Here is a 21556-nt window from a genome sequence, read left to right as displayed (position 1 = left end):
AACGCGGTCAGGCAGGGTCGCGAGAGCCCCCACGCGCGGCCGGTAGAAGAAGATGTCGCCCTGCTCCAGGATGTGTGCGCCTGCGCTGGAAGCGCATGGCTGCCGAATCGATCATGAGGCGGCGCGCTCGATGCGCTCCTGCGCCGAGCGTTGCCCGAACCAATCGCGCGCGAGCATGGCCACCCGATCGAGCGCGCCCGGCTCCTCGAAGAGGTGGGTGGCACCAGGGACTGGAGGGACGCTCCAGCTCCCGGCGAGTGTCGCCCCGTCGGCCAGGATGACGACCTCCCTCTCGAACGCATCGCCGCCTAAGCCCGTGTGCATGGTTCCCTACGTCCCCCGCGCTACCTGGAACCGTACCCCCGGAACGCAAGCCCGCTCGCAAAGGTTCGCTGCGGCCGCCGCCGCCCGATTCTCGAAATCGGCGCGGCCCGGGATGACGCCTCCTCGGGAGAGCTTCATGTGATCCGTATCGAGAGGAGGTTTGTCGTGTCCAGCCGAGAACCCACTGCCGCTCCCCCCATCGACGCGAAGGGCAACGCACCCCTGGACAGCGCGGAGCAACGCCTGTTGCGAGAGATCGTCGACGTGACCGAGCTCGCGCCGGAGATCGACGTGTCGGACGCGCTCCAGGCCGTCTTCGAGCCGCTGCTCGCCCGGCTGAGCCGTGGCCAAGCTCGGGCCCTGCTCGCCACGTTCCCCGAGTCCGTCCGCCGTCGGTTCGAGCCGGCAATGTCGAGCCGGGGCGAGGAGGGTGAGGCGTTCGGCGCGGACGAGCTCTTCCGGCGCATCGGCGACCGCCTCCGCGTAACCCCTGACGAGGCCCGGCAGGTCGCCGGCGGCGTGATCGCCGCCGTGCACCGCACGTTGTCCAACGAGGAGGTCGCGCAGGTCGAGTCGCAGCTGCCGCACGACCTGAAGAACATCTGGAGAGCGGGGCCGGCGCGACGCAAGCGCAACCCGGCCGGGAACCGCGCGGCCTGAAGTCCGATGCCGGTGCCCTGCGACGCGAAGGCGTGGAAGACAGCAGAGGTCGGGCACGGCGGTATGGGGGGCCTCCCACGGGATCCATGGAGTCTCGGATGGTCTACGGCACGAGGGCGGAGGGCGGGACGACTTGAATCTGGTTCTCGACGTCCTCCACGCCCAGCATGCACCAGGCGTCGCGCTCCGCCGCAGACATCTGCCCCTCACTCGCCGCCGTGCCGTACAGCGTCACGAGCGAGCTCTGCGTCTTGACGCCGATCGCGACGGCATCAACGAGAGGATCCCGCTCGTGCGCGAGCCGGATCGCCTCGGTGATCTGATCGTCGTTGTCCTCCTCCGGCGGAACGACCTCGAGGGCATTGACCACGCCACGGCGGGCCGGACGCGGAGCTGGGCCCATCCGTGCGATCGACCGCTTCGATCGCTGGAGGAGCCCAACCATGTATATCGACGTCACGACGATCGCCAGCAAAGTGGCAACGAGCGAGAATCGTGGCGCCTCATTGAGAACGGGCCCGCCGGGATAGATCGCGTCGGCGACAAAATGAGCATCGTCGAGAAGAGGTTCGTTCCGAACGCGTCGGAGAACGCCATCTCGTACTGTCCCAGGCGGGCGGCGGAAATGGTTGAGCTGATTTCAGGCAGCGATGTTGCGAGACCACCGAGAAGCAGGCCGGCGAAGCTGGCGCCAACGCCCGTTTGTGAGCCGAGGGCATCGGCGGTCCGCGTCAGCATGAATCCAGCGACCAGGATCGCCGCCCTGGAGCCGATCGTGGAGAGAGCGATCGCGCGGGTCGACTTGTGCTCTGCGCGACGGCCATCGCGGGGGTCCGGGGGGATTTCGCGACGCACGGAGTCTGAAGCTCGAACACGCGGGAGCTCGGGATGCCGCGGCGCCTTGTATTGAGAGCGCTTGATGAGCACGACTGAATACGAGTAGAGCGCGAGGCGCGCCGTCGTCCAGGCGCCGACGCCGCACACGGCGATATCGCCGACGGGCAACCCCAGAGCGGTGACTGTGAGCACGAGGGCGACCAGCGCGCCCTGTACGAGGACGACCGGTTTTCGGACGTCCATCGACAGCGGCTCGGAGCCGACAGCGGCATCGGTCACGGCGAGCGAAGCCATCGTGAAGGTGATCCCACCGAGCAGGGTGGAGATCGCCAGCGGCGCGCTCTTCATCGAAGTCGCCGTGACCGTCGTCGTGAGCTCGGGCAGGGAGACGGTGCCGCCGAGGAGGACGACCCCAACCAGCGCCAGTCCCGCGCCGGTTCGTTCGGCGATGATCTTGCCGCAGCGCGCCAGGCGCGTGCCGGCGAGCCACACGACCGCCGCGCTCGGAGCGAACAGCGCGAAGTTGAACCCCACGGGGTTGTGCTGGAGGTTTCGCAGATCCATCGCGCCTCTGCGTCGCGAGACGACCCGTCCGATGGTGCTTCAGCCGGGCCCTCCCGCCTCGCTCGCCCGAGAGCCGTGCGGCCACCGCCACGCGCATCAACCTCGGACGCCCAGGGCCGAGGCGCGAGCTCGTCACGCCATCGCGCTCACCGCGCCGAGCCTCGAACAGCGCCGTGCTCGCCTCTCCGCAATGGGGGGTACCCGGCGCGGCGCGTCCGTTGCTTCACTCAACCGCGGTGCTCCATGGGAAACGAAGCGCAAGAAACGGTCGTCCTCATCACGGGTAGCAGCGGGCTCATCGGATCCAAGCTCGTCGAGGCATTGCCTCCGACTACGTCGTCATCGGGGGAGCATCTCCCGCTTGCAGCATCGCTCCGTCGCTCGTCACGCACGGCTTGCATGGCGGCAACGGAGGCACATACCTCATCGCAGTTCGAGGCTGTGGCGGCGTCCGCGGTCCGGCGCCCCCTGCCGGTCGATCTCTGCCCCGGAGATCGCACCGCGGTGTCCGGCGCGATGACAGCCGAGCACGGCGCCGGCAGAGGCACGTTAATCGCAAGGGTGTTGGGGCAACTTGCGAGAAAACAGCACGCGGACGTTCCGATCCGCGTGCCGGGCCGGTCGGTGTTCGACGCAGCCGACGGCGAGACGGTCGAGGGCGACGCCCATCGCGCGACCCAGGCGCGTTGGATGGCGCCCGATCTGCACGATCGGGCTGATCGGGAGGAAGAGATGATGCGAACGAACCATGGGAGATCGATGATGGGCCTCCTCCTCGCGGCGGGGGTGCCCCTGCTCGTGGCGGCGTGCACGCGAGAAGAGAGGGCGCTCGGGACCACGCCCCCGCCGGGCGCCCCTCAGGTCGAGCCGCGGGCGACGACCGTCAGCGCGGTTGACAGCATCGTGGCGGCGCGGTGCGACCGCGAGGCACGGTGCAACAATATCGGCGCCGACCGGGAATATGCGAGCCAGGAGGCCTGCGCCACCAGGATTCGAGCCGAATGGCGTGACGACCTCAACTTCGCCGAGTGCCCCGGCGGCATCGATTCCAAGGAGCTGACCGAGTGCCTGCAGGAAATCCGAAATGACGACTGCAACAATCCGTTCGACACCCTCGGCCGGATCGTCGCTTGCCGCTCGAGCGACCTCTGCCAAGCCACTCAATAGCTGCGCTTTCGCGCGCGGAGGCGAGCGGGGCACGCAGAGCGGTCATGGGATGTGAGCCTGCCAGTGCGACGGGGCGGACGCGTTGAGGTCCACGTCGCAGACGCCGAGCAGCCGTTCCCATTCCGGCCGGCGGGCGGGCGCCAGCTCATCGAGGATCGCGGTCGACAGGTGCTGCCGGCGGCGCGCGTTCCAGCCACGGTCGGGGAGCGGCAGGGGCGACACCACGACCACCTCCGACCGAAATGCGCCCCCCAGCAGCGGTATCAGCCTGGCGATCGCCCCCGGCTCGACCGAACCCAACGGTGCGACCGCGATGACCGCCGAGGGCGGCGGATCCGTCGCCCCGTCCTCGGTTGCGCGCAGAACGCCGAAGATCAAGATGACCCGTCCGGTGATGCTTCAGCCGGGCCCTCCCACCGCTCTCGCCCTCAGGAGAACATCCTTGTTGAACTGCCACATGATCTCGGCGTGCCCATCGAACGCGATCCGCCCCACACGGTTCAGGTCCTCGATCAGCTCGAGCAGTCGCCCCTTTGCCTCGCTCACGAAGAGCGCGTCTTCAGGCAGATCGCCCAATTGTGCCTGCTCGCGGGCGCTGGCGGCGTCGAGCTCGCGCTGCACGGCATCGAGCTCTTCTGCGGCGCTTCGGCTCTTGAAGTACTTTCGGAGCGCCCCGTCCAGAGCGATAACGCCTGGGCGGAGCTGGCTCAAGTGGGCCGACAGCCCCGCGGCAGATCGACCGAGCGGCCCCGTGTGCAGCGGCACAGAGGACGGCCAGGCGGCCGCTGTCTCGCGCAGCGCCATTGGCACCGCGTTTCGCAATCGCCGCAGGAAGGCCTTCGCCCGGCCGATGGCGCTCCACTCCGCGGCGTCGGCGTCGCGCGCCTCTCCTTGCGAAATGGCTGGCCCGGGCGACGCGGATAGCTCCGCGACCATCTGCTCGAGCGCGAGCGTCTTGTCTCGCGTCCAACCATTGTCCGCCAGCTCTGCCGAGAACCGCCGCGCGAGCTCCATGTGTACGCGCCCCTGTTCGACAAGGCCGTGCCGTGGCTCTTTGCGACCCTTCTCTACCAGCCGAACGCCTACCGCCATGCGCATAAACCTGGGACGCCGAGGACCGAGGCGCAAGTTCGTCGCGCCGTCGCACGCGGACGTACTGTGGCGTACGCGCTGCACCGAGCATTGAAAGAACAGCGCTGTGCTCGCTCCTCCGCAATGGAGGGTACCCGGCGCGGCGCGCTCTTTGCTTCACTCAATCGCGGTGATCCATGGGAAACGAAGCGCAAAAACCGGTCGTCCTCATCACGGGCAGCAGCGGGCTCATCGGATCCAAGCTCGTCGAGGCATTGGCATCCGACTACGCCGTCATCGGCATGGATCAGAAGACGCCGACCCAGGTCCCGGCCGGGGCCCGGTTCCTGGAATGCGACCTGACAGACCGGGCGAGCGTGCGGAAGTCGCTCAGCGCCGTGCGAGAGCGAGAAGGGAGCGAGCTCGCCAGCGTCCTCCATCTCGCGGCGTACTACGACTTCGCTGGCGAGCCGAGCCCGCTGTACCACGACCTCACGCTCGGGGGAACCGAGCACCTTCTCGATGCACTCCGAGGCTTTCGCGTCGAGCAGATCGTCTTCTCGAGCAGCCTCCTCGTGATGAAGCCGGCGGAAGAGGGAGAGCGAATCGAAGAATCATCGGCTACAGAAGCGTCGTGGGACTATCCCCGCTCGAAGCTCGAGGCGGAAGAGCTCATTCGTGAACAGCATCGAGACATTCCCGCGGTGCTGCTGCGCATCGCCGGCGTCTACACGGAAGACTGCGAGTCGGTTCCGATCGCCCAGCAGATCCGACGCATCTACGAGAAGAGCTTCGAGAGCTACTTCTTCCCGGGGGATCCGGACCACGGCCAGGCCTTCGTCCACATGGATGATCTCGTGGCGTGCTTCCGCAGAGTGGTCGAGCTTCGCGACCAGCTCGCTCGCGACGAGGTGTACCTGATCGCCGAGCCGGACGTCATGAGCTACGCCGAGCTGCAGGACGTGTTGGGAGCGCTGATCCACGGCGAGGAGTGGCCCACCATCGTCGTCCCGAAGCCGATCGCCAAGGCCGGCGCATGGGTTCAGGTCAAGCTCAAGGGCGGCAAGGGAGCGTTCATCAAGCCGTGGATGATCGATCTCGCGGACGCTCAGTACGCCGTTGATATCAAGCATGCTCAGGGCCGGCTCGGCTGGAATCCCGTGCGGAGATTGCGCGACACGCTGGGCGAGATGGTTCGCAGGCTGAAGGACGACCCGAGGGGCTGGTACGCGAAAAACAAGCTCCCGTTACCCGAGGGAAAGGCGAGCGCCGCATGACGGCTCGCACCTACCCCGATCCCGATCCGACGAGCCTGAACGTCCACGCGCCGCCGTGGCATTACAACCCGTCCTCCTGGCGGCAGCGCGTGCCGATTTGTCTCCTCGCGGCCGTGGGCTTCGTCCTCTCGTCGTACATGGCGCTCTACCAATGGCGCCTCATCTCGTCCGTGTGGGATCCCTTCTTCGGTGAACAGACCCTGCGCGTGCTCGATTCAGGCGTGTCGCACCAGATGCGTCGCTGGTTCGGTGTTCCCGACGCCGCGCTCGGCGCGATCGCCTATCTGGGCGACGCGATATTCGGTCTGGCGGGCTGCACGCGCCGGTGGCAATACCGGCCGTGGCTGGTCGTGCTCTTCGGGCTCGACGTCATCCCGCTCGGCGCGGTCAGCGTCGTCCTCGTCGTGCTCCAAGGCACGGTCGTTGGAGCGTGGTGCTCGCTCTGTATCGCCACCGCCGTCGTCTCGCTGGTGCTCATCCTCCTCGCGTACGACGAGGTCTGGTCCAGTCTCTCCTATCTCGTGAGGGTTTGGCGTCACACGCACCAGCGTCGCGCCGTCTCCCGCACGTTCTGGGGGCGTCCGTCGCCTGGGGGGGACGACGCGGCGCTGCTCGGCGGGAGGGCATGATGTGGGCGCGCGTCGTCGAGGTGATGCTCGCGTGCTGGCTGGCGGTGAGCCCCTTCATCTTCCGTCACGGAAGCCGAACGGAGCTGTGGGTCAGCGATCTCGGATGCGCCGCGATCGTGATGACCCTCGCGCTCGCCTCGTTCTGGCATCCGACGCGCTACGCGCATGGTGGAATCGCCGTGGTCGCCATCTGGCTCGTGGCGTTCGGCTACTTCCGGTGCGGCTCTCCGCCGCCCGCCGCCGCTCAGAATGACATCCTGACGGGGCTGCTGCTCCTCATGTTCGCGATCGTCCCGAACGACGCGTCTCAACCGCCGACCCCGTGGAGGCGTGCGAGGGAAAGGGCCATCGCTGGAGATCTCGGCGCGGCGTCGATTCAGCGGCCTCCTTCCGATTCGTGAGTCCCTCGATCCGGTCCCCCAACCGTCAAGCCGCGTGGTGCTTGCGCCGGGGCTGGCTCGGCCACGTCCAGCTACGGCGGCTCGGCAGGCGAACCCGCGCCGGCCGGCGTGCTCGACGGCGCAGCGGACGACTCGCTCGAGAAGCGCTCCTCGAGCTCCAGCACGGCGAGCACCGAGTTGTGCCTACGCGCCGCTCCGCTTCTCTGGGATGTGGTCCTCGCCGCCCGGCGTCCGCTCTATTCGTGCCTGCGGCTCCTCCTGCTCAGGCCGCTGGTGCTCGGGGCCTTCGCGGGGCACGGCCTCGCCACCGTGCGTGCCGCCCGAGTGGGCGCCGCCGGCATAGCGCGCCGCGCTCTCGGCCGAGCTCGTTCCGCCGGCGTCCCGCTCGGCCGTCCTGCGCATCGTGCGCTCGTCGGCGTGCTCTGGGGGCCTGCGGTGCGGGGGTGCGATCTCGGGTCGAACACGATCGCGCAGGCTCCGGACACCGCGGAGCAGGCGGGAAGGTCGGATCCACCGCGACCCGACGAGGCGCCGGACAATGCGATCGACCCGCTGCTTGGCCCACGTCAGGGTCTTCTTTGTCGTCTCCATGAGCTCAGCTTGCGTCAGGCGACCCGGCACCGGGAGCGTGTGGCGCTGCGTGCCCACACGGGGCCCCACCGGCGCGGGTCCGATGTCGGCCCTGGTTGCCTGAGAGAAGTGATCCGGAGCGCCATCGCACCGGCATGTCAAGCGGCCTCATGCGCGTTACGCGACGTCAGTCTCGTCGCGCGCTCCAAAAAGATCCGGACCTCCTCATCCGTGGTCTGCGAGAAGTCCTGGTACCAGCGCCCGACGGCCACGAAGGGCTCCGGGGTGACGGCGCAGACGACCTCGTCCGCCTCGCCCTGAAGGGCCTCGCATGTCGAGGGGGCCGCGACGGGGACGGCCACGACGATTCGAGCGGGCGACAGGCGCCGCAGAGCGGCCACCGCCGCCCGCATGGTCGCGCCCGTCGCCAGGCCGTCGTCCACGAGGATGACCACGCGACCGCGGATGTCGAGCGGAGGCCGGCCGCCGCGATATTCGCGCTCGCGGCGTTCCAGCTCCTCCCGCTCCAGCAGCTCGGCGTCGGCGATCTCCCTTTCCGCGAGCCCGAGCGCGCCGACGACATCCTCGTTGAGCACGCGCACGCCGCCCGAAGCGATCGCCCCCATCGCAAGCTCTTCCTGCCCGGGAACGCCGAGCTTGCGCACGACGAAGACGTCGCACGGCGCCCCCAACCGGCGGGCAACCTCGAACGCCACCGGGACGCCTCCCCGCGGTAGCCCCAGCACCGCAACGTCCGCTCGACGCGCGTAGTGGTCGAGTTGCACTCCAAGGCGCTCGCCTGCATCCGAACGGTCATGGAACAACATGAGCCCTCCTGCCAGACTACGGGGATGGACCTCTTGTCCGCTCGAAATGTACGGGAGCGTTCTCGAAAGCGTCAGTCCCCTATCAGTAGATAGTAGAATTTTAGTGGATAATAGCAGCGTTCGCGTCCCGTGCGGCTCGGGGACCAGCCGATCCACGATGCAGGGCGCCACACGCGGCCGCACGTTCCCTCTGCGCCGAGTCCGGTCCATCGCGCTCGAGTTGCGAACAGCCCGCACCATCGTCAAGAAGGTCGGGGGGTGATGCGTGATGTCACGATCTGGCTGGAGCGAGTTGCCCATGACGAGCGCGGAATGGCTGGGCCTCGGGGCGGTGGTGGTCCTGATCTCCCTGGCGGCTCTGATGGCGGCGGCCGAGGTCGTGATCACGCGCACGAGCCGTATCCACGCCTATCGGCTGCGGGAGGACGGGCGCCCAGGGGCGGCGTCGCTCGCGAGGGTGGCCGAGAGCCCGGCGCCCTACCTCAACGTCGTCCTGCTGCTGACCCTGCTCTTTCACCTGACGGGCACGACGATCGCCGTCGCAGTCGCGGTACGGGTCCTCGGCGGGCTCGGCGAGGTGATCGCCACGCTGGTCATGACGGTGCTTTTGTTCGTGCTCGCCGAGGCGAGCCCCAAGACGTTCGCCGTGCAGCACACGGACCGGACCGCGCTGCTTCTCGCGCCTCTGGTTCTCGCTCTGGGCAGGATCCTCGGGCCGATCGCGCGTCTGCTCATCGGCGTCACCAATGTCATCCTGCCCGGCAGGGGGCTCAAGGAAGGGCCCTTCGTCACGGAGGCGGAGATCCGGGCGATGGCCGACGTGGCATCGAAGGAGGCGGCCATCGGAGAAGAGGAGAAGAGGCTCATCCACTCCATCTTCGAGTTCGGCGATACCGTCGTCCGCGAAGTGATGACGCCCCGGCCCGACATCGTGGCCGTCCCGGTGATGACGCCCCTCCCCGAGGCGATGAGCGTCTTCATCAAGCACGGCCACTCGCGCATCCCGGTATACGACGCCACGCTCGACGACGTCGCCGGCGTGCTGTACGCGAAGGACGTCATGCGCGAGCTCCACGCCGGCCACACCAAGCGACCCCTCTCCGAGATCGGCCAGAAACCTCACCTCGTGCCCGAATCGAAGAGGGTCGCCGAGCTGCTCAAAGACATGCAGAAGGGTAAGTTCCATATGGCGATCGTCGTGGACGAGCACGGGACGGTGAGCGGTCTCGTGACGCTGGAGGACGTGATCGAGGAGATCGTCGGCGAGATCGCCGACGAGTACGACCGCGAGGAGCCGGACGTGAAGCCCGCCGGCGCGAAGGCCTACCGAGTGAAGGGACGCACGCCCGTCGACCGGCTGAGCGAGGTGCTCGACGTGAAGCTGCCGAGCGCCGAGTGGGACACCGTGGGCGGCCTCGTGCTCGGGGTCCTCGGCCACCTGCCGGCGCAGGGCGAGCAGGTGGAGATCGAGAGCCTGAGGTTCACCGCCGAGCGCGTCCACGGCCGGCGGATCTCCGAGGTCCTGGTCGAGCGGCTCGAGCCAGCCGAGCCGGTGCGCGCCGGGGCGTGATCGCGCGTGGTTCGCCGGTCCCGCGCCGCGGACCGCGGGCCCCGTATCGAGAGCCCAAGAACGACGGCATGCGGATGAGCAGCCGAACGGAGGCCGGTGGACTCTCGATGCGCCGCCCATTGCCATGGGGAAATTCGACCCAACGTAAAGAAACGGAGGCGTGACATGCTCTGTAGCGAGCTGATGAAGAGTAAGCCCGTTTGCGTGCTGCCCGATGCCGCCGTGCAGACGGCGGCGCAGCGCATGGGCGACGAGAACATCGGATTTCTCCCCGTCTGCGACGTCTCGGGCAAGGCGCTCGGTGCGCTGACGGACCGGGACATTGCCATCCGCGTCGTGGCGAAGGCTCTCCCCGCCACGACCCGGGTCGCCGACGTGATGACGTGCGAGGTGGTCGCTTGCCGGGCGGACGAGGACATCCAGCAGGCGGAGGAACGGATGCGGCAGGTCCAGAAGTCGCGCATCATGTGCACCGACGCGCAGGGACGCCTGGTCGGCGTGATCAGCCTCTCCGACATCGCCCGGAGCGAGCCCGACGACAGGGTCGCGGGGACGCTGCGCGCGACGGCCATGCGCGAAGCCCCGGCGGCGCCCGGGGCCGAACCGGCGCCCGAAGCGAGGCCGATCGACGCGAAGTCCGAGCGCGTCTTCCGGCGGATCGAGGAGAGCGGGGCGCTGCCGAAGGATCTGCGCGCCCCGGAGGCGGTCGGCGCCGTGCTGTGCGTGCTGTCGCTGCGGGTGAGCGGTGGCGAGGCGCGGGACATGGCGGGCGCCCTGCCGCCGACGCTCAGGGAGATCGTCGAGCCGTGCGCGCTGCACCGGGCCGAGCAGCCGGACACCTTCAGCCGCGGCGAGTTCGTGCAGGTGTTGGCGCAGCACCTCCAGACGTCGAGCGAGCAGGCCGAAGCGCTGGCGCGCGCCGTCTTCTCCGCCGTCGAGACGGAGATGCCGATGGACGAGGTGACGGCAGTCGAAGTGCAGCTCCCGGGCGATCTGAAGGATCTCTGGGGTCGCAACCGCCGGGCAGCCTGACGCTCGCTCGAACCGGCGCTTCGAGCAGCGGGGCAGCGGATCCACGCTCATTGCACCTGAAACTCAGGCCGCTCCTCGCCGGGCGCATGCGCGCGGCGCGGCAGCTCGACGGTGAACGTCGAGCCCCGGTCCGGCGCGCTCTCGACCCGGATGGTGCCGCCGAACGCGTCGAGGATCTGCTTCACGATCCACAGCCCGAGCCCGAACCCCCCGTAATGGCGCTCGGACACGGCGCGCTCGAAGCGCCCGAAGATGCGGGCCTGCTGTTCGGGCGCGATGCCGATCCCCTGGTCGCGCACCAGGATCCGCGCCGCGTCGGCGCCTTCCTCCACGACCAGATCGATGGGCTTGCCGGCTCCATACTTGATGGCGTTCGAGAGCAGGTTGCTGAGGATCTGATCGACGCGGGTCCGGTCCCACCATCCGGCGACCGGCTGGCCGGCCTTGACGCGCAGCTCGCAGCCGGCGCGGGTGAGCTGCTCGCGGAACCGGAGCGCCGTGTCCCGCGCCGCGGCCGCGACATCCACCTGCTCGTGGCGAAGCTGGACCTTGCCCGCGGTGATGCGCGAGACATCGAGCAGATCGTCCACGAGCCGCTTCAGCCGCTCCACCTGCCGTGCGACCACGTCCATCTTGTCCAGCAGCCGCTCGGGCGGTAGGGGCGCCGCGTCGCCGCGCAGCGCCCGCTGCACGCTGCCAACCTGCAGCTCGAGCGGGGTGAGCGGCGTGCTGAGCTCGTGGGAGGCGATGGAGAGGAACTCGTCGCGCAGCCGCACCGCGTCGAGCGCCTCGTGGTACAGCCGCGTCCTGTCAGCCTCGGCCTCGCGGGTCTCGGTCACGTCGATGCCCGTGCCGATGATGAACTCCACCTCCCCGTCCTCGTCGTACAGGAACGCATGCGACCAGACGACGCGGCGCTTGCGGCCGTCCTTCGCGATCCAGTCGTTCTCGTGGTACGGCAGCGGCTCGCCCCTCTTGCTCTTCGCGAACGTCGCCAGCAGGCTCGCCTTCTGCTCCGTCGTGAGATACAGGTCCCAGAACACGTGGCCGCGCACCTCGTCGAAGCAGAGGCCGGTGAGCTTTTCGCAGGCCCGGTTGAAGCGCACCACCCGGCCCTCCCAGTCGAGGACGACGATCAACGCGGCCACCGTATTGAGCACCGCGGCGCTGAAGTCCCGCTCGTGCCGGAGCGCCTCCTCCACCTGGCGCAGCCGGAGCAGCGCCCGATCGGCCTCGGCGCGCGCCGCCTGCGCGCGGGCGTACCACGCGCGGAACTCCAAGGCTGCGAGCACGGCGACGGTGATCCGCAGCGCTTGTAGAACCATGCTCCCCCCGGGCTGGCCGCGCGGCCGCGCCGCCCCTGAGGATCTCGGGCCCTCCCGCAGGGTAGGCTAGCATAGGTCGATCCGACGGACGCGCGGTGCGCCGGACCCATCGAGCGCCCAGCACGTCCCCCCGTCGCGGCAGTTCGAGATCTCCCAGCTATTCCGAACGGCGGATTCGGGCGGCCGGGCACCAGAAGCCCGATATCGTCTGCGAAGCCGCTCCCTTAACGCGGCGGTCGGCGTAGGATCGCCTCGCGCTCCGCCCCAGCGCCGCGGGCGACGCGCCGCTGTCCCGTGACACTCCCCGGATGTCCGGCGACGTCACGGGACCAGACCGGTCCCATGGCTCCTGCGTGGCCTGCTCCGCAGCCGGCCTGAGGCGCGGATCCTCGAGGGCACGCCCCTTGCGAACCGCACGCTTGGAGGCTGTGTATGCGTGCCCTTGTCCTTGGCTCCGCGCACTTGCGTGTGATCCTGCTCGCCGGCGCCCGGCCTGCGCTCGCCCAGCCGCATCTCTGGGACAGCCTCACGGGCGGTGAGATCGTCGATCAGGAACAGCCGATCTTCAACAACGACGCGGACATGGTGAATGGCCATGTCGTCGGACAGGTCTTCATCCCGCAGACCGATTAGTATTCTGCCTCTCCCGGAACCTGACGGCCTGCCCGCCGTGCTACGCACGGGGGAAGGAGCCCGTCGATGCCGAAGCGAACCCGTCGGAACCACGGCAGCGAGCAGAAGGCGGCGTTGCTCAAACGCCACCACGCCGAGGAGATCCCCGTCTCGAACGCGGATCGCGCCGAGGACGAGAGCGCGCTTGCGACGGCCGAGGCGGCTGGGACGCGCGCTGGCGGGAGGCCCCGCCATGGGACAGCGACCCGGCCCAGGTGCACTGGCGCGCGGAGGTCCGCGGCGGGCTCGCGGCCGAACACGCCTGCCACGGCCTCGAGCTCATCGCCAACAAGCTCGCCAGCGAGCAGAAGGGGCTGCACGCCGCGGCAAGGAGGGCCCCGGAGAGCCCGCAGAACGCCCGCGCGTCTCGCATCCTCTTCCTCGCGAGCGACGGCAGTACCCCGACTGCAATGCGCTCCCGGCGCCCCCTGGCCTGCCGGCTCGAGATCCCGGGCGAGGCGCTGGGCGAGAAGCTCACGGGGAGCGCGAAGATGATCCGGAGCGTGCTTGTCCTCGACAAGAAGGTTGCCGCCAGAGCGCTGCTCGCCCTGCTCCCGCCCGGCTGACGCCCGGCGGCGGGAAGTGGTCAGATCGCTCCCCTCTGTGCCAACGTCGGGTGAGACAGAGGGCGCGGAACTCGAGGCACCGGTCCGTGATCTCGTCGTCGATGGTCTCCATCCGCTTGCGCGTGAGCGGTGTCCTCGATGCGGCCGTCGGCGAAGCAGTGGAGCACTCCCCGCGGCCCGAACCGCTTGCGGAACGCTGGATCCTTGGGGTAGTCGGGGAGCTCCGGCTCCTCTTCGGCGTTCAGGTGGTAGAGGTTGCCGTAGAACTCGTCGAAGCCGTGATTCGTGGGCAGGTGCTCGTCCCGGTCGCCGAGGTGGTTCTTGCCGAACTGCCCGGTCACGTAGCCGAGCGGCTTCAAGAACTCGGCGATCGTGGGGTCCTCGGGCTGGAGGCCGACCTCGGCGCCGGGCATCCCCACCTTGGTGAGCCCGGTGCGGATCGGGTTCTGGCCGGTGATGAACGCGGCTCGGCCAGCGGTGCAGCTCTGCTGACCGTAGTAATCGGTGAAGGCGAGCCCCTCCTCAGCGATCCGATCGATGTTCGGGGTGCGATACCCCATCATCCCGCGGCTATGGAAGCTGACGTTCCAGACGCCGATGTCGTCTCCCCAGAGGATGAGCACGTTGGGCTTGCCGTTGGGCTTCTTCGTCTTCTTCGGAGTCGCCGTACCAGGTGTCGACATGGCGATGGAATGGCACACGAACGGTGCCCGACAAGTCGGGAGAACCCGCAACGGGCGCACCGAACACGGGCTCCGCTCTCGGCAGTTCCTTGATCCCGTGGTGGACGGTGGCCTTCGCGCCGTCCTCACTGCAGCCGAGCGCGCGATGATCTCCTCGAAGGACTGCTCGTAAAAAAACCTGATCTCCACGTCGCGCTGCCGCTGCCGTCGAAAGCCATCGTGACGATTACGTCCGACCGGCCGCCGATGGGCTCGAAGAGCGCATGGCGACGCGCTCGGACTCTTCGAATCGTTTCGTCTTACCTTCCCCTCGGCGGCCGCATCGCTCAATCGGTGCAGCACGGCGCCCCGACGGGGGCGTCGCAGATCGCCGGATCGTCGCTGCATGGCAGCCCCCACGCCACGGTGGCGCCGAGGACGACCTCCACCTGCGCTGCGTGCTTCGTCGAGCCGTCGTCGTTGCGCGCCTCCGCCGCGAGGATCACGTGGGTCCCCTCCTTGAGCACGGCGGCCGGCTCCCACTGCCTTCCGGGGCGGAACGCAATGAGCCCGAACGCGTGCGGGAACTCCCCGGGGAGGAGCTCGATCATCCCCTCCTGCGGCACGCCCGGCGGGAACAGGTCCCCGGTCGCAGGGTCCTTGACGCTGTACCGCACGCGGCCCCTCGCCCCGCAATCGCTGCAGCCGACGGCGAACCAGAGGTGATATCCCCCCTGGGGCCCGGCCATCACCGGGCGCGTGGCGCCATCCTCGATGCGCTCGAAGCAGGTCTCGCCGGTGCCGATCTCGAACACCGCGGACGCTGACGGATGGCAGGCAAGGGGTTTCTCGCTACCATCGCCTAGGCCCGTTCAGATTGCCGCACAAGGCATCAAGCACACCGACAAGGGATTTCGCGTTCTTCTCATGAATTCCGCCCAGCTTGAGAACTTCAAGGCAAAAAAGGAGTTTCGACACATTCCGAGCTTTGAAGGACTGAAGATTCGTTCGTACTCTCACACTGGCGAGCTCCCAGCGGGAAGCTGGGTTGCCGTTGTGGCGAATTCAGAGAACATCATAAACAGCATGGTCGCAAAGCTTAAGATCGTTGTTGACTCCAAGTAGCCCGGCGCAGGATCCGTTCATATGCTCCTACGCTATCGATGGTCGGCGGTCGGCACGTCGTCGCTGCTGGCGATGCTTAGCCTTGCGATGAGCGGGGCACTTCTCGACAATCCGGGCGTGGATCTCGTCATAGGGATTCTGGGAGTCACTATGGTGCTCGTCAGCCTGGTCCAGCTTGGCGCGTCGTTTATGATGCCAGACGACGTGCGATGCCCGAAGTGCGGCGAAGGATGCCGCCTAAAAGTGCGGATGTCCGGCGTGCCAGAACTCCGGTCAATTGTCGACGGTGAGCGTTGAAACGCTGCCGGATCCGGCACGCCTTCACCTCCGAGCAGGAGATCATCAAGTAAGCACAGGCACGCCGCCGATGGCGGCGCGCTGACGGCCGCGCGCGAGGAGCTGCGCGAGCGCGCCGTGCGCCACGCGCCCGAGCGCGGCCCGTCGCCTCGCCGTGCGGCAGGCCGCCGCCGATGACGGCGCCGTGACGGCGCCCGAGCTCCACGACGTGGTATCCGAGCTCCGCCGCCGCGCGCGTTGCTTCGTCGCGCTACCGACGCGCCCGTCCCGGCGGGCTGGCCGACGGTGGCGCCGATCTCGCCGGCGTGTGCCCCCTCATTCTTGACGCCGCGTTCCTGCTGGGGGCGCCGCGCGGCGCGTCTGGGGCCGCTCGGGGGAAGAGTTGCCCAACACGATGACATTGAAGCGCTGCATCATCTGACGCTGGTTCCTTCCGTGGAGACGGGCGGCGGGAGACATCACCCCGTCTCCCCTCCGGCGCGGCTGTGAGGCGCGTCCGACGGGGCCTGTCGGTTCGTCCGCGCGTTCGGGCCCGGCCGGCTGCCATCCCGCATGGGCTCGCGCGGCAGCTCCACGATGAACGTGGCGCCCGCGCCGGGCTCGCTCTCGATCCGGATGCTTCCGCCCAGCGCGTCGACGACGCGCCGCACGATCCACAGCCCGAGGCCGAGCCCGCCGAAGTGGCGCTCCGACACGCCGCGCTCGAACCGCCCGAAGAGCCGCGCCTGCGTCGCGCGGGGGATGCCGGCGCCGCGGTCGCGCACGACGAGCCGGGCCCAATCGCCGTCGCCCTCGGCCCGGACAACGATGGGCTTCCCCTCCCCGAACTTGACGGCGTTCGACAGCAGCTTGTCCACCACCTGCCGGAGACGCGCGCGGTCCCAGACGCCCACGACCCCCGGCTCCGCCGCGAGGGACAGCGTCGAGCCTGCGTGCTCGAGCGCCACCGCGTGGCTCGCGGCGACGTCGCGGACGACCTGTGACAGATCCACCGGCTCCATCTGCATCTCCGGCTGGCCCGCGGAGAGGCGCGCGACGTCGAGGAGATCGTTCGCGAGCCGCTCGAGGCGCGCGATCTGGCGCACGGCGCGCTCCAGCTTCGTGGCCGCGCGCTCCGGCCCCCCGGCCTTCGTCCCGCCGGCGCGCGCGTCCCGGAGCAGGACCTGGACTTCCATCAGGAGCGGCGTGAGCGGCGTCCTCAGCTCGTGCGCGGCGAGCGTGAGGAACGTGTCGCGCGCCCGGACCCCCTCCTCGGCCAGCGCGAGCAGGCGCGTCCGCTCCTCCAGCAGGCGCGCGAGGTCGTCGTAGAGGAACGCGTTCTCCAGCGCGACGGCGGCCTGGGCCGACAGGATCCCGACCACCTCCACGCGCTCGGCCGTGAACGCGCCCGTCGCGAGGTCGTTCTCGATGTACAGCACGCCGCGCAGCGCGCCCCCCGAGAGGACCGGGGCGCACAGCATGGATCGGGTCTGTCGCGACACCACGTAGGGATCGTCGCGCGTCGCCGGAGACGTGCGCGCGTCCTCGAGGACCATCGGGGCCCGGGTCCGCGCCACCGTGCGCACGACGGACAGGCACGCGCGATCGCCGGCGCGCTCGACGGGTACGCCCCCCGCGCGGACGGCCCCGCGGGACGGGTCGCCGGCCGCCTCGAGGACGAGCGCGCCCTCCCGCTCGACGAAGAGCGCCCCCCGCTGCGCGCCGGCGTTCTCCATGACCGTGGAGAGGAGGCGCGTCGGGAGCTCGTGGAGCGTCAGGCTGCTCGTGATGGCGTGCAACGCCTTGAAGAGCGACGCCGCGTCGAGCAGGACGGCCGGCGCCTGCGAGGTCGTGATCAGCGCGCCCATGGGGGCGTGCATCGGCAGGAGGCTCGCGTACTGCTGCTCGAGCTGCGCGACCTTGGCCACGGCGCCCCACCGGGCGTAGAGCCGCCGCGCGCGCTCCAGGTAGGCGCGCGCCAGGAAGGCCTTGCCCGTCGCCAGCCAGAAGCGGCCGGCGAGCTCGCACGCGAACGCGGCGTCCTGCACGTAGCCCTGCGCCTCCGCCCCGGTGACGGCTTCATCGTAGAGCCTGGCCGTGGTCCAGGGGTGCTCGCCCCGGATCCCGGACCGCATCGCCTCGATGAGCGCGACGTGGTGTCCGAAGTTCATCGGGGCGTGCCGTGCCGCCTGCCGCAGCTCGGCGAGGATGCCGTCGGCGCGCTCGACGAGCGCAGCGCGCCGCTCCCCCGCCTCTTCCGCGGCGAGCATCAGGCAAGCGAGCGCCTCCGGGATCTGAACCCGGGTGTACATGGGGAGCGTGCGCACGGCCGAGAGATGAGGTCCGACCCGATCGAGCTCGTCGAGGACGCCCTGGAAATCGCCGAAGAGGGCGAGCAGCAAGGTGCGATGGAAGGCGACATTGAACAGGGTGGACGAGTCGCCGGCGGCCTCCAGAGCGGGGCGCACCGCCTCCGCGTCGAACGCCTCGCCCTTCAGGACCGTCGGCTGCCCGCCCGCCCCGAGGAGGTTCAACATGGCCTGCTGGGACGCCTTGATGAGGCGCATCATGGGCTCCTGGTGGAGCAGCGTGAAGGAGCGGCGCAGCTCCCCGATCTCCTGCGAGAGCCCGCGGAGCGGCGCGCCGCTGATGTAGGCGTACATGCCGTACAGCACGCCACAGTAGGTCGCCGACTCGAAATCGCCGTGCGCCAGTCCCTCCTGGTACCCGAGGCGCAGCGGCGCGAGCGCGTCACGGAAGTGCGCCGTGCGCGGGTGGAGCAGACCCTCGACGAGCGGGATGACGATGGCGACGAGCTCGCGGGCTCGCAGCCGCGTCATCACCTCCATCGCGAGCCGGCCGAAGGCCGCACCGCCCTCGGCGTCGCCCGCCATGACATAGAGAAGATGGCCGAAATTCCCGTACGCCTGCGCGGACGATGGGGCGTTGCCGCGCTCGATGGAGAGCCGCACGCCCTCGGTGACGAGCAGCGGGTAGTGCGCCGGCGCCACCAGGAAGGCCACGGCCATGAGCTGGCGGATGATCCCCATGGCGGCGAGGGCGCCTGGATCGCGCATCGGCGGCAGCGCCGCGAGCTCCTCCACCGCCTTTCCCGAGAGCCGCTCGAGGATGGCCGCGATGGCACGCTGCACCTCCTCGGCCGCGGGCTCCTCGGGGAACGTGACCCCGAGCCGCCCGAGCGCGCGGAAGCCCACGCGCACGGCCTCGGCGCGGCGGTCCTGCGCCTGCGCGCTCCGGATGCGGAGCCCGTCGGCCTGGACCTCGTCGAGGACCGAGTCCGCATGGGCGGAGAGCGCGGAGACGAGCTGCTCGACGCCGTCGAAATCGCCGACGAGGCAGGCCGCGAGCGCCGCTGCCCGGTACAGCGAGGCAGCGAGCTCGCGCGCCCGCGCGAAGCCCTGCTCGCCCAGCACTCGGGTGCCCGCGCCGAGCAGGGTCTCGGCCACCTCGAACGACGCCGCGCCGAGCGCCCGCTGGCCGCCGCGCAGGAACAGCCGGGCCACCTCGATCCGCTCCCCCTCCTCCGCGAGCAGCGCCTCCCCCGCCTTGAGCTGGTCCAGGATCACGAACAGGCGCTCGTCCAGGCGCTCGGCCGGCGTCATCGCGAGGAGCCGCCGTCCGAGATCGAGGTGCACAGCGGGCCGATCCCGCTCCTCGATGAGCGCATAGGCCGCCTCCCGGATCCGATCGTGCGCGAACGCGAACGTCGCGCCCGAGGAGTGGCCAGCGGGCGCCCGGAGGCGGAGCGGGATCAGCATCCCGGCCTCCACCGGCTCCCGCAGATCCGAGAGCGTCTCCTCCGCGGCGGCGCGGCGGAGGGCCGCGAGCGTGCCGAGGTCGAACGTATCGCCGAGGCACGCGCCCACACGCAGCGCCTCCCTCGCGGCCGGCGAGAGCTCGCCGAGCCGCGCGCGGAGCAGCTCGGCGGCGTTCTCCGCCATCGGCGCGGCCTCGGCGCGGGCCTCGTCCCACGTGAAGCAGGCGCCGGCCGGGTCGAACGTGATGACGCCGTCGCGGTGCAGCCGCTGCAGGAGCTGGCCGATGACGAACGGGTTGCCCCCTGTCTTCCGCTCCACGATGCGCGCGAGGCTCGCCGCGCGCGAGGCCGGCGCCCGCAGCGCGCCGGCGACGATCTCCACGACGTCGCGCTCGCGCAGCGGCGAGAGCGCGAGCGAGGTGACCCTCGCAGCGCCGTCGCGCATGCGATCCATCGCCGCGCGCAGGGGGTGCCCCTCGGAGAGGTCGTTGTCGCGGTACGCGAGGATCATGCAGCAGAAGCGCAGGTCCGGATCGGCGGCGAGCTCGCAGAGCAGGCCGAGCATCGCGGCGTCTGCCCACTGGAGATCGTCGAGGAACAGGACCAGCGGCTGGTCGTCTCGGCACAGCGCGCGCACGAACCTGCGGAGCACCAGCGTCGAGCGGTTGTGCGCCTCCACGGGCTCGAGCTCCCGCAGCGGAGGCTGCGGCCCGACCAGCAGCGAGAGCTCCGGCACGAGCGCGGTGACCAGGGCGCCGTTCTCGCCCAGCGTGGAGAGGAGCGCCTGCCGCCATGACGCGACGGCGTCGGGCTCGGCCCCGAGCAGGTGCCGTACGACGTCGTGCAGCGCCCTGGCGAGGACGGCGTACGGCGTCGCGCGCTGGAACCTGTCGCATTTGCCCGCGGCGAACAGCCCGCGCTTGCCCGTGATGGGGCGCAGCAGCTCGTGGGCAAGCGCCGATTTGCCGATCCCTGGCGGTCCGCCGACGAGCACGAGCTCCGCGCGCCCCTCGGCGGAGGAGCGCTCCAGGGCGAGCGCGACGGCCTGGATCTCCTCATCGCGACCGTACAGCCGGCGGGGGATCGCCAGCCGATCCGGGACATCGCGCCGACCGAGCGGGAAGGGCTCGATCCGGCGCGCGCGGCGCCATGATTCGACGCACGAGCAGAGGTCCGCCTCGACGCCCCAGGCCGTCTGGTAGCGATCTGGCGGCTCCTTGGCCATCAGGCGGAGCACGATGTCGGACACGACATCGGGAACACGGGGGTCGACCTCGCGCGGCGGGGCGGCGACGCGCGCGAGGTGGCAATACACAAGATCAAGCGGGTCGCTCGTCTCGAAGGGCCGGCGGCCCGTGAGCATCTCGTACAGCGTCACGCCCAGCGCATAGAGATCGGCCCGGGCGTCGAGCGGCCTGTTCATGCGGCCCGTCTGCTCGGGCGCCATGTAGGCGAGCGTCCCCTCGATCTGGGACGGCTGCGCGAGCTCCGCCTGCTCCAGCGGCAGCTCGCTCGCGACACCGAAATCGATCAGCTGAACAGCGCCCGTGCGCTCGTTCCACACGACGTTCGAAGGATTGACATCCTTGTGGATGACGTGGGAGCGGTGCACCTTGGACAGCTCGCCTGCGAGCCTGGCGCCGATCACGAGCGCCTCGTCGATCGCGAGTCGCCGCCGGGCGCAGACACTGGCGACGGAGACGCCGCCGATATCTGGCGTCTCCAGGTACCGCGTGCCGCCGAGGGTGAGGAGCTGAAAGGTGCGCCCAAGGCGACGGAGCACCGCGGCCTCTCGGTCGGGCCCCTCGCTCTCGTCGGTGTGGATCTTGAGAATCACGGAGTGGACGGCGCGCCCGTCCGGCGGCGCGACCGCCCGGAACACCGCACCCGACCTGGTGCGGGCGACCGCCTCGATCTGCCCATAGCCGGCAGACTTCAAGGCTTTGACGATCTGAGCCGCGACGTCCATGGGCCTCGTGCTGGCCGCCCGCTTGGCGCGCGAGCGGCGGGATGCGCGGTTTGTGCTCGGTGCGAGGGAGAGAGCATAGCGACATCTCGGCGCCTGGGCACCCGCCGCGCGCGAGGAGCTGCGCGAGCGCGCCGTGCGCCACCGCCCCGCGAGGAACTGCGCGAGCGCGCCGTGTGCCACCGCCCCGCGAGGAACTGCGCGAGCGCGCCGTGTGCCACCGCCCCGCGAGGAACTGCGCGAGCGGGCCCGTGCGC

The 21556-nt window shown here is 69.8% G+C and carries 21 protein-coding genes and 1 pseudogene; 11 read left to right on the top strand and 11 right to left on the bottom strand.

All coding sequences use genetic code 11. From position 1 onward, the window contains the following. Nucleotides 1-111: 111 nt before the first annotated feature. Nucleotides 112-324: a hypothetical protein gene (locus WMF22_RS18700; protein WP_438036580.1), complete on the bottom strand. Its 213-nt coding sequence runs from the start codon at nt 322-324 to the stop codon at nt 112-114. A 165-nt stretch (nt 325-489) separates the two neighbouring features. Between WMF22_RS18700 and WMF22_RS18695 the strand changes: the two genes are divergently transcribed. Continuing rightward, nucleotides 490-984: a DUF2267 domain-containing protein gene (locus WMF22_RS18695; protein ID WP_437300400.1), complete on the top strand. Its 495-nt coding sequence runs from the start codon at nt 490-492 to the stop codon at nt 982-984. A gap of 103 nt (nt 985-1087) precedes the next feature. On the opposite strand, the gene WMF22_RS18690 is transcribed toward WMF22_RS18695, so the two are convergent. Both WMF22_RS18690 and WMF22_RS18685 read right to left on the bottom strand, forming a co-directional pair. Continuing rightward, nucleotides 1088-1387, bottom strand: coding sequence for a BON domain-containing protein (locus WMF22_RS18690; RefSeq protein WP_438036579.1), 300 nt, complete (start codon nt 1385-1387; stop codon nt 1088-1090). Between the two features lie 53 nt (nt 1388-1440). Continuing rightward, on the bottom strand, nt 1441-2385 hold the full coding sequence (locus WMF22_RS18685; protein ID WP_438036578.1) for a sodium:calcium antiporter: 945 nt from the start codon (nt 2383-2385) through the stop codon (nt 1441-1443). A gap of 243 nt (nt 2386-2628) precedes the next feature. Here WMF22_RS18685 and WMF22_RS18680 point away from each other — a divergent pair, with 243 nt between their 5' ends. Continuing rightward, nucleotides 2629-3552: a DUF6184 family natural product biosynthesis lipoprotein gene (locus tag WMF22_RS18680; protein WP_438036577.1), complete on the top strand. Its 924-nt coding sequence runs from the start codon at nt 2629-2631 to the stop codon at nt 3550-3552. Between the two features lie 42 nt (nt 3553-3594). On the opposite strand, the gene WMF22_RS18675 is transcribed toward WMF22_RS18680, so the two are convergent. Both WMF22_RS18675 and WMF22_RS18670 read right to left on the bottom strand, forming a co-directional pair. Then, complete coding sequence (locus tag WMF22_RS18675; RefSeq protein WP_437300396.1) at nt 3595-3930, bottom strand: hypothetical protein; 336 nt, start codon at nt 3928-3930, stop codon at nt 3595-3597. A gap of 21 nt (nt 3931-3951) precedes the next feature. Then, a complete protein-coding gene (locus tag WMF22_RS18670) occupies nt 3952-4644 on the bottom strand; it encodes a hypothetical protein (protein WP_437300395.1) in 693 nt (230 codons plus the stop codon). Between the two features lie 176 nt (nt 4645-4820). Between WMF22_RS18670 and WMF22_RS18665 the strand changes: the two genes are divergently transcribed. The 3 genes from WMF22_RS18665 to WMF22_RS18655 are packed head-to-tail and all read left to right on the top strand — an operon-like array spanning nt 4821 to nt 6930. Next, complete coding sequence (locus tag WMF22_RS18665; protein ID WP_438036576.1) at nt 4821-5900, top strand: NAD-dependent epimerase/dehydratase family protein; 1080 nt, start codon at nt 4821-4823, stop codon at nt 5898-5900. Further along, nucleotides 5897-6529, top strand: a complete 633-nt coding sequence (locus WMF22_RS18660; protein ID WP_437300393.1) for a vitamin K epoxide reductase family protein — start codon at nt 5897-5899, stop codon at nt 6527-6529. The genes WMF22_RS18665 and WMF22_RS18660 overlap by 4 nt, the downstream gene beginning before the upstream one ends. Continuing rightward, nucleotides 6526-6930, top strand: a complete 405-nt coding sequence (locus WMF22_RS18655) for an SPW repeat domain-containing protein (protein ID WP_437300392.1) — start codon at nt 6526-6528, stop codon at nt 6928-6930. Before WMF22_RS18660 ends, WMF22_RS18655 begins: the two co-directional genes overlap by 4 nt. Before the next feature lie 183 nt (nt 6931-7113). On the opposite strand, the gene WMF22_RS18650 is transcribed toward WMF22_RS18655, so the two are convergent. Continuing rightward, nucleotides 7114-7521 carry a hypothetical protein gene (locus WMF22_RS18650; RefSeq protein ID WP_437300391.1) on the bottom strand — a complete coding sequence of 136 codons (408 nt, stop codon included), beginning with the start codon at nt 7519-7521 and terminating at the stop codon, nt 7114-7116. A gap of 137 nt (nt 7522-7658) precedes the next feature. Continuing rightward, entirely contained in the window at nt 7659-8327 is a 669-nt protein-coding gene (locus WMF22_RS18645) for a phosphoribosyltransferase (RefSeq protein ID WP_437300390.1), read from the bottom strand. Nucleotides 8328-8625: 298 nt separating this feature from the next. On the opposite strand from WMF22_RS18645, the gene WMF22_RS18640 reads away from it, so the two are divergent. Next, on the top strand, nt 8626-9897 hold the full coding sequence (locus WMF22_RS18640) for a hemolysin family protein (protein WP_437300389.1): 1272 nt from the start codon (nt 8626-8628) through the stop codon (nt 9895-9897). Between the two features lie 183 nt (nt 9898-10080). Next, nucleotides 10081-10929, top strand: a complete 849-nt coding sequence (locus WMF22_RS18635; RefSeq protein ID WP_438036575.1) for a DUF2267 domain-containing protein — start codon at nt 10081-10083, stop codon at nt 10927-10929. Nucleotides 10930-10976: 47 nt separating this feature from the next. Here WMF22_RS18635 and WMF22_RS18630 read toward each other — a convergent pair whose 3' ends face one another. Then, entirely contained in the window at nt 10977-12221 is a 1245-nt protein-coding gene (locus tag WMF22_RS18630; protein WP_438036574.1) for a PAS domain-containing sensor histidine kinase, read from the bottom strand. Nucleotides 12222-12686: 465 nt separating this feature from the next. On the opposite strand from WMF22_RS18630, the gene WMF22_RS18625 reads away from it, so the two are divergent. Both WMF22_RS18625 and WMF22_RS18620 read left to right on the top strand, forming a co-directional pair. Continuing rightward, nucleotides 12687-12887 (top strand): hypothetical protein, encoded by a 201-nt coding sequence (locus tag WMF22_RS18625; protein WP_437300386.1) that lies wholly within the window; start codon nt 12687-12689, stop codon nt 12885-12887. Nucleotides 12888-13141: 254 nt separating this feature from the next. Continuing rightward, nucleotides 13142-13492 carry a hypothetical protein gene (locus tag WMF22_RS18620; RefSeq protein ID WP_438036573.1) on the top strand — a complete coding sequence of 117 codons (351 nt, stop codon included), beginning with the start codon at nt 13142-13144 and terminating at the stop codon, nt 13490-13492. A 67-nt stretch (nt 13493-13559) separates the two neighbouring features. On the opposite strand, the pseudogene WMF22_RS18615 reads toward WMF22_RS18620, so the two are convergent. Both WMF22_RS18615 and WMF22_RS18610 read right to left on the bottom strand, forming a co-directional pair. Further along, nucleotides 13560-14175, bottom strand: a pseudogene (locus WMF22_RS18615) (sulfatase-like hydrolase/transferase); the annotation flags it as partial. A 326-nt stretch (nt 14176-14501) separates the two neighbouring features. Next, nucleotides 14502-14969: a hypothetical protein gene (locus tag WMF22_RS18610; RefSeq protein WP_438036572.1), complete on the bottom strand. Its 468-nt coding sequence runs from the start codon at nt 14967-14969 to the stop codon at nt 14502-14504. Here WMF22_RS18610 and WMF22_RS18605 point away from each other — a divergent pair. Together WMF22_RS18605 and WMF22_RS18600 are read left to right on the top strand one after the other, a co-directional pair. Further along, nucleotides 14953-15279 carry a hypothetical protein gene (locus tag WMF22_RS18605; protein ID WP_438036571.1) on the top strand — a complete coding sequence of 109 codons (327 nt, stop codon included), beginning with the start codon at nt 14953-14955 and terminating at the stop codon, nt 15277-15279. The genes WMF22_RS18610 and WMF22_RS18605 overlap by 17 nt on opposite strands. A 21-nt stretch (nt 15280-15300) precedes the next feature. Next, nucleotides 15301-15576: a hypothetical protein gene (locus tag WMF22_RS18600; RefSeq protein ID WP_437300383.1), complete on the top strand. Its 276-nt coding sequence runs from the start codon at nt 15301-15303 to the stop codon at nt 15574-15576. Between the two features lie 458 nt (nt 15577-16034). Here WMF22_RS18600 and WMF22_RS18595 read toward each other — a convergent pair whose 3' ends face one another. Beyond that, complete coding sequence (locus tag WMF22_RS18595; RefSeq protein WP_438036570.1) at nt 16035-21302, bottom strand: AAA family ATPase; 5268 nt, start codon at nt 21300-21302, stop codon at nt 16035-16037. Nucleotides 21303-21556: the final 254 nt, after the last annotated feature.

Origin of the sequence: Sorangium sp. So ce204 (genome assembly GCF_051526795.1) — a bacterium.
Classification (GTDB): Bacteria; Myxococcota_A; Polyangia; order Polyangiales; family Polyangiaceae; genus Sorangium; species Sorangium cellulosum_B.
Note: the sequence above shows the minus strand (reverse complement) of the source record. Positions and strands in the feature narration are given on the sequence as shown.